The sequence below is a fragment of the Stenotrophomonas maltophilia group sp. Smal13 genome, from assembly GCF_030236855.1.
GTDB classification, from domain to species: Bacteria; Pseudomonadota; Gammaproteobacteria; order Xanthomonadales; family Xanthomonadaceae; genus Stenotrophomonas; species Stenotrophomonas maltophilia_A.
The window spans coordinates 84,569-91,378 of sequence record NZ_JASJSQ010000003.1 but is presented as its reverse complement, the minus strand read 5'-3'; the positions used below and the strand labels follow the sequence as shown (position 1 = coordinate 91,378).

General features: G+C 68.5%; 7 protein-coding genes and 1 pseudogene. 2 read left to right on the top strand and 6 right to left on the bottom strand.

Translation table 11 applies throughout. From position 1 onward, the window contains the following. The 3 genes and pseudogenes from QRO95_RS02325 to QRO95_RS02315 all read right to left on the bottom strand — a co-directional run. Nucleotides 1-154: pseudogene (locus QRO95_RS02325) on the bottom strand (thiol:disulfide interchange protein DsbA/DsbL); the annotation flags it as partial. 106 nt (nucleotides 155-260) lie between these two features. After that, nucleotides 261-911 (bottom strand): thiol:disulfide interchange protein DsbA/DsbL, encoded by a 651-nt coding sequence (locus QRO95_RS02320; RefSeq protein ID WP_049400466.1) that lies wholly within the window; start codon nucleotides 909-911, stop codon nucleotides 261-263. 106 nt (nucleotides 912-1,017) lie between these two features. Beyond that, complete coding sequence (locus QRO95_RS02315) at nucleotides 1,018-1,818, bottom strand: cytochrome c (RefSeq protein ID WP_049400465.1); 801 nt, start codon at nucleotides 1,816-1,818, stop codon at nucleotides 1,018-1,020. Nucleotides 1,819-1,973: 155 nt separating this feature from the next. Here QRO95_RS02315 and yihA point away from each other — a divergent pair, with 155 nt between their 5' ends. Next, nucleotides 1,974-2,576 carry a ribosome biogenesis GTP-binding protein YihA/YsxC gene (gene yihA / locus QRO95_RS02310; protein ID WP_041864681.1) on the top strand — a complete coding sequence of 201 codons (603 nt, stop codon included), beginning with the start codon at nucleotides 1,974-1,976 and terminating at the stop codon, nucleotides 2,574-2,576. Between the two features lie 73 nt (nucleotides 2,577-2,649). On the opposite strand, the gene QRO95_RS02305 is transcribed toward yihA, so the two are convergent. From QRO95_RS02305 to QRO95_RS02295, 3 genes are all read right to left on the bottom strand, one after another. Further along, nucleotides 2,650-3,621, bottom strand: coding sequence for an MBL fold metallo-hydrolase (locus tag QRO95_RS02305; RefSeq protein WP_285301566.1), 972 nt, complete (start codon nucleotides 3,619-3,621; stop codon nucleotides 2,650-2,652). A 136-nt stretch (nucleotides 3,622-3,757) separates the two neighbouring features. Further along, entirely contained in the window at nucleotides 3,758-4,582 is an 825-nt protein-coding gene (locus tag QRO95_RS02300) for a helix-turn-helix transcriptional regulator (protein ID WP_049400270.1), read from the bottom strand. Further along, a complete protein-coding gene (locus QRO95_RS02295) occupies nucleotides 4,579-5,283 on the bottom strand; it encodes a VIT family protein (protein WP_032129894.1) in 705 nt (234 codons plus the stop codon). Before QRO95_RS02295 ends, QRO95_RS02300 begins: the two co-directional genes overlap by 4 nt. Nucleotides 5,284-5,435: 152 nt before the next feature. Here QRO95_RS02295 and QRO95_RS02290 point away from each other — a divergent pair, with 152 nt between their 5' ends. Beyond that, nucleotides 5,436-6,800 carry a glutamate--cysteine ligase gene (locus tag QRO95_RS02290; protein WP_032129893.1) on the top strand — a complete coding sequence of 455 codons (1,365 nt, stop codon included), beginning with the start codon at nucleotides 5,436-5,438 and terminating at the stop codon, nucleotides 6,798-6,800. Nucleotides 6,801-6,810: the final 10 nt, after the last annotated feature.

The following is a 6,810-nucleotide window of genomic DNA, read 5'->3' as shown; positions in this document are numbered from 1 at the left end:
CGGTACCCGCTGCCGGAGCGGCCGGTTCGGTGGTCGCCGGAGCTGCAGCCGGTTCGGCCGGGGCCGCGGTGGTGTTGGTGCTGCCGTCGTCGGCCTTGCAGGCCGCCAGGATCGGCAGCAGCGCTGCGAGGGCGAGGGCGTAACGGATCTTCATGGAAACGTCTCCAGCATCTGGAAAGGTGGGGCCGGCGTCATGCGCCGGCCAGGGGGAAATGATGACACGCGGCGGCGAAAGCGCCGTGTCGGTGGTGGGTGTTGGTTCAGCGGCCGCGGGCGGCGCGGGCCTGGGCGATCAGCGCCGAGGCGATGCGCAGCTGGTCGTCGAAGCTGTCGCCACGGACCAGGTACTGGCCGTTGATGATCAGCGCCGGGGTCCCGGGGATCTTGGTGCGCTGGGCGAACGCGCGGGCGGCATCGACCTTCTTCTGTACGGCATCGCCGCGCAGGGCCTGCAGGTAACGGTCCGGGGTCACGCCGTAGGCCTTGTAGAAGGTGGCGAGCTCATCGGCCGAGACGTTCTGCATCGGCAGCGAGCCGTCCTGGTGCAGGGCCTTGAACACGGCGCCATGGCTGCGCTTGGCCACGCCGACTTCGTCGGCGGCGTAGTAGGCCAGTGCCCAGGCATCCCAGGCGCCGCCGAAGGCTGCCGGAACCGGAGTGAAGCGCACATCGGCCGGCAGCTTGGCTGCCCAGGCTTCCAGCTGCGGTTCGAAACGGGCGCAGTGCGGGCAGGTGTAGCCGAAGACCTCGACCACCTCGATCTTGCCGGCCAGTGGCTGGAACGGGCCCGGCTGGGCGATGCGCTCGTAGTCCTTGCCTTCGACCAGCGGGGCATTGGCGGGGGTGGCGGCGCAGGCTACCAGCGGCAGCAGCACCAGCACAGACAACAGCAGGCGGGAAATCAACCTCATCGACACGCATCTCCGTTGAAAAAAGCAACGCCGGCGCGGTCGCCGGCGTGAAGGAAACATACCGCAGCCGCGGGCCGGCGTGGCGACCCGGGCCGACCAGTGGTGGTCAGGGGGCGGCAGCCGGTTGTGCCGGCGTGGTGGCAACGGCCACGTCGTCGGCCTTGTTGTGCAGGCCCTGCAGGTAGCTCGACAGCGCCTGCACCTCCTGCTCGCTCAGCTTCTGCGCAACCGCAGCCATGATCTGGAAGTGCGCCTTGTCGGTCTCGTTGGTCTGGCCGGCCTGGTATTCCTGCAGGCGGCGCGCGACATAGCTGGCGTGCTGGCCGCCGATGTGCGGATAGGCCGGGCCCGGATTACCGGCGCCACTGGGGCCGTGGCAGGCCATGCAGGCCGGCAGGCCGCGTTTGGCGTCACCGCCACGGTACAGCTGCTGGCCGATCTCGTAGAACTTCATGCCCTTGTAGGGGCCGTCGGTGACCGCCGTGTCATCGGCGATGCCGGCAGTGGCCTTCTGCGTGGCGAAGAACGCGCCGATGTCGCGCATGTCCTGCGGGGTGAGGTTCTGCACGAACGGCACCATCGCCACCGCCGCGCCGGAGCTGCGCTGCCCATTGGCGATCAGGGCCATCTGCTGGGCGACGTAGCGTTCGCTCTGGCCGGCGATGGACGGGTACATCTCCACCGTGGAATTGCCGTCGGCGCCATGGCAGGCCGCGCAGGCCGAGGCCTTGGTCTGGCCGGCCTTGGCATCGCCCCAGTGGGTCTTGCTGAAATCGACCTCCAGCGAGGCGGTGTTGATCGGCCCGTTGTCGGGCAGCGGGGTCAACGTGGTCTGCGCGAACGCAGCGGCGGCAACGACTACGGCAGTGGCAAGGGCGGATACGGCAAGAACGCGAGCGTGGCGCATGCTAAAGCTCCGTATGGACCGGGCCGGGCGGCAGCCACGGCATCGTCCGGATTATCAACGCCGTTTCCGCGCACGGTCAACGCAGCAGTGCAGCATTTTCCCGGCGGAGGGCCCGGGGCCGGGCGCGCGGTGCCACAACATGCGATCCTATGCACATGTCATTGCTCATCGAACGCGCTCAATACCACCTCTCTGCCCACAACATGGGGCAGCTGCCGCCCGATGAGGGGGCCGAAGTGGCCTTTGCGGGCCGCTCCAACGCCGGCAAGTCCAGTGCTCTCAACGCATTGACCCGCCAGAACAGCCTGGCCCGGGTCTCCAAGACCCCCGGCCGCACCCAGCAGCTGGTGTTCTTCCAGGTGACCCCGGAAGCCCATCTGGTCGATCTGCCCGGTTACGGCTACGCCAAGGTGCCGCTGGACCTGCAGGCGCACTGGCAGGCCTTCATCGACCGCTACTTCCGCACCCGCAATGCGCTGAGGGGCCTGGTGGTGGTGATGGATATCCGCCACCCGCTGAAGGACTACGACCGGCAGATGCTGGCCTATGCCGTGCAGCGTGGCCTGCCGGCGCATGCGTTGCTGACCAAGGCCGACAAGCTGAGCCGCAGCCAGCAGATGCAGACCCTGCAGAAGGTGCGCAAGGAACTGCACTCCTCCTTCGGTGATACGGTCAGCGTGCAGGTGTTCTCCGGCGCCGCCCGCACCGGTGTGGACGAAGCCCGCGGCATCATCGGCGGCTGGCTGGGGCTGGAATAAGGCATTTCCGGTCGCCCGGCTGGCAGCCGGGCGCTACCGGATCGGGTGGGTGCCGACCTTGGTCGGCACACCCTCACAACGGCGAATACTCCGCCGGCACCCACGCATAGGCCTTGCCCTCGCCACGCACATGGCCCAGACCGGGGAACGGCAGGTGCGCACCGGCCACCCACCAACCGTTGGCGGTGGCCTGCTGCAGCAGGCCGCGACGGCTGGCGATGGCCGCTTTGCGGTCCGAATCGGCCTCGAAGGCCGCCTCCGGGTGCGCGAACTGCACCGCGTGGAAGTGCAGCACATCGCCCCACACCAGCAGTGACTGGCCCTGGCTGTCGAACCGGTAAGAGACATGGCCGGGCGTATGGCCATGGGTGTCCATCGCCACCGCGCCACCGGGCAGGGCATCGCCGGGACTGAAGGTGCGCAGGTGGCCGCTGGCCTGATAGGGCGCTACCGCGTTGCGCGCCAGCGGGAAGGCAAAGCGCACGCCCTTCGGCGCGGTGGCCTCGCTGGCCGGGTTGAGCCAGTAGTCGGCATCGGCCTTGGACAGCCACACCGTGGCATTCGGGTAGGCCGGCTTGCCCTGCGCGTCGAGTACGCCACACAGGTGATCCGGATGGGCATGGGTCAGCAGCACGTCATCCACCTCGGCCGGGTCCACGCCGGAGGCGCGCAGGTTGCCCAGCACCTGGCCCAGGCCGGGGCCGAAGCACTGCGCGGTGCCGGTATCGACCAGGGTCAGGTGATTGCCCTGGCGCACAAGGAAAGCGTTGATCGCGGTCTGCAGCCCCTTCTTGTCTTCCGGCACGTAACGGCCTTCCAACAGGCGGCTGACCAGCGTCGGCGGCACGTCCACGACTTCCTGCCGGCCCAGCGCGACCACGCCATCGAACAGGGCGGTGACCTGCAGCGCACCGACGCGCTGGTGGTAGACGCCTGGGACCTGCTGGGTGGGGGCAGGCGACGTGGTTTCGGCCAGCGCGGCCAGTGGCAGGGATGACAGGGCCAACAGCAGGGCGCGGTGCAGCGGCAGGGGACGCAGGGACATGGTGGTTCTCGGTGGACGACGGGCGGTTCCGTTGCCGTATAGCGTGCCGTGGCCGACGTGTGTGCGGCGCTCAAACCACTACGCGGAATGCTCAGGGAGGGGTGTTGTCTGCAGGGCGCAGCCCTGCCGAACCCCTTCAAATGTCTGTGGGAGCCAGCCCGTACTGCTCGGCGAAGCGCTTGCTGAAACTCGCCGCAGACCGGTAGCCCGCGCGTGCTGCGACGGTCTTCAATGGCAGGTCCGTGGTGTAGAGCAGCTGCATGCCATGCGCCAGCCGGGCCTCGGTAAGCAGCTGGCGCAGGCTGGTGTCCTCGGCGGCGAGACGACGACGCAGGGTCGCACCGCTCAGCGCGAACTGTTCTTCCACATCACGCGATTGCCAGTCGCGTGCCGGTTCGGCGGCGATGCGGTCGCGGATCTGTTCGCCCAGGCTCGGCGCCTGCGGCAGCAGCAGGTTGCCGTGGCCCTGCCGGCACAGGGTCAGCACCAGCGAGGCCAGGGCCAATCGTGCCTCGCTGTAACGGCCGTCCTGCAGCGATTGCCGCCACTGGCGCAGCACCGGGCCATGGTCGATCAACGGCAGACGTGCCATCGCCTGGCCCGGCGCGGGAAGGTCCTCGCTCCACAGCGTGCGTGCGGCCGCCAGTACTTCGGCACACAGCGGCACGATGGCACTGAGGTAGCGGCCGGTCCCCGGGTCGGGCGTGTTGACCACATCGATGCGGCAGCGCTGGGTCAGCAGCAGGATGTCGCCGGGGATGAATTCCAGCGACTGGTGCGCGGTGCGCACCTGCTTGCGGCCCTCCAGCAGGATCGCGAACTGCGGTTGCGGAATCTCCACCGAGCTGGCGCCATGCTCGCGACGGGCGGTGATGCAGGCATAGCCTTCGGCGCGCTCACAGCCCGCCAGGCTGGCCATCTCGGCCAGCAGTGCGGTGGCCGGGGGCAGCATGGCGGTCATGTCACGTGTGCGCCGAGCAGGCGACCGACGCCGGCGGCCGCGGCCATCGCCAACGCGCCCCAGAACATCACCCGGATCGCGCCGCGTACCGGCGGTGCGCCGCCGGCCTGGGCCGCCATCGCGCCGGTCAGGCACAGGCCGAGCAGGGTGCTGGCGGTGGTCATCATCGCGACCTTGTCGACCGGCGCGAGCAGCGCGGTCAGCACCGGGAGTGCCGCACCACAGGTGAAGGCGCCGGCCGAGGCCAGCGCTGCCTGCAGCGGGCGCGCGCGCAGGGTATCGGTGATGCCCAGCTCGTCGCGTGCGTGGGCGCCCAGCGCATCGTGGGCGGTGAGCTGTTCGGCCACCTGCCGCGCCAGTGCCGGCTCCAGGCCGCGGTGGCGGTAGATCGCGGCCAGCTCTTCCAGTTCGCTGTGCGGATCTTCGTGCAGTTCGCGCTTTTCCATCGCCAGGTCGGCGTCTTCGGTGTCGGCCTGGGTCTGCACGGAGACATACTCTCCAGCAGCCATCGACATCGCGCCGGCCACGGTGCCAGCCACGCCGGTGGCCAGAATGGTCGCCGCGGAGGCGCCGCTGGCGGCCACGCCGACCACCAGGCCGGCCACCGAGACGATGCCATCGTTGGCCCCCAGCACGGCGGCACGCAGCCAGCCGACGCGCTCGGAGCGGTGCAGTTCGGGGTGTCGTGAATGGCGGCTCATGGCCCCGAGTGTACGAGGGTCAAGAGGGCGTCGGTAGGATGCTGAAAACCGTCTCCGTCGCATGACGCAACGGGTCGCCACGCTATAGTGCGCCCTTGCGATGGAAGGCTCCGAGCCCCACATCCCCCGCCACTGTCCAGCGAGCCTTCCCCTTGTCGAGCCCCAGCCACGTCGCCGATACACCCATTACCGACCGCTCGCAGCTGGTGGAGGTGATCGCCTCCGGCGAGAAACCCCGCGCGCAGTGGCGCATCGGCACCGAGCACGAGAAGTTCGGGTTCCGCCTGGATGACCTGCGCCCGCCGACCTTTGAAGGCGAGCGCGGCATCGAAGCGCTGCTCAATGGCCTGGTCCGCTTCGGCTGGGAGCCGGTGCAGGAGAACGGCAACACCATCGCCCTGCTGCGCGATGGTGCCTCGGTGACACTGGAACCTGCCGGTCAGTTGGAACTGTCCGGCGCGGCGCTGGAGACCATCCACCAGACCTGCGTGGAGACCGGCACCCATCTCAACGAAGTGGCACAGGTGGCCGGTGAGCTGCAGCTCGGCTTCCTCGGCATGGGCTTCCAGCCGAAATGGAAGCGCGATGAAATGCCGTGGATGCCAAAGGGCCGCTACAAGATCATGCGCGCCTACATGCCCAAGGTCGGCTCGCTGGGCCTGGACATGATGACCCGCACCTGCACGGTGCAGGTGAACCTGGATTACGCCACCGAAGCGGACATGGTGAAGAAGTTCCGCGTGTCGCTGGCGCTGCAGCCGATCGCCACCGCGCTGTTCGCCGATTCGCCGTTCACCGAAGGCAAGCCCAACGGCTACCTGAGCTACCGCTCACACATCTGGACCGACACCGACGCCGACCGCACCGGCATGCTCGACTTCGTGTTCGAGGATGGCTTCGGTTACGAGCGCTATGTCGATTACCTGCTCGACGTGCCGATGTATTTCTCCTACCGCGATGGCATCTACCACGACGCCAGCGGGCAGAGCTTCCGCGATTTCATGCAGGCCAAGCTGCCGGTGCTGCCGGGCGCGCTGCCGACGCTGCGCGACTGGTCGGACCACATGACCACCGCGTTCCCGGAAGTGCGCCTGAAGAAGTACCTGGAAATGCGCGGTGCCGACGGTGGCCCGTGGAGCCGCCTGTGTGCGCTGCCGGCGTTCTGGGTCGGCCTGCTGTACGACGACACCGCACTGGATGCGGCTTGGGACCTGGTGCGTGATTTCACCCTGGCCGAGCGCCATGCACTGCGCGACGGCGTGCCGAAGCATGCGATGAACCTGCCGTTCCGCACTGGCAGCGTGCGCGACCTGGCCCGTGAAGCGGTGAAGATTTCCGTCGAAGGCCTCAAGCGCCGCGCGGCGCGCAATGCCGACGGCCAGGACGAGAGCAAGTTCCTGGACGTGCTGCAGGAGATCGTCGAGTCCGGCCTGACCCCGGCCGAACGCAAGCTGGCGCTGTTCCATGGCCGCTGGCACGGCGACGTTGATCCGGTGTTCCGCGAGTTCGCGTACTGACACTGTTCCG

Coding starts and splice junctions, on each gene's coding strand:
- QRO95_RS02320 (WP_049400466.1), bottom strand. CDS start 911: ATGAGGTTGATTTCCCGCCTGCTGTTGTCTGTGCTGGTGCTGCTGCCG.
- QRO95_RS02315 (WP_049400465.1), bottom strand. CDS start 1,818: ATGCGCCACGCTCGCGTTCTTGCCGTATCCGCCCTTGCCACTGCCGTA.
- yihA (WP_041864681.1), top strand. CDS start 1,974: ATGTCATTGCTCATCGAACGCGCTCAATACCACCTCTCTGCCCACAAC.
- QRO95_RS02305 (WP_285301566.1), bottom strand. CDS start 3,621: ATGTCCCTGCGTCCCCTGCCGCTGCACCGCGCCCTGCTGTTGGCCCTG.
- QRO95_RS02300 (WP_049400270.1), bottom strand. CDS start 4,582: ATGACCGCCATGCTGCCCCCGGCCACCGCACTGCTGGCCGAGATGGCC.
- QRO95_RS02295 (WP_032129894.1), bottom strand. CDS start 5,283: ATGAGCCGCCATTCACGACACCCCGAACTGCACCGCTCCGAGCGCGTC.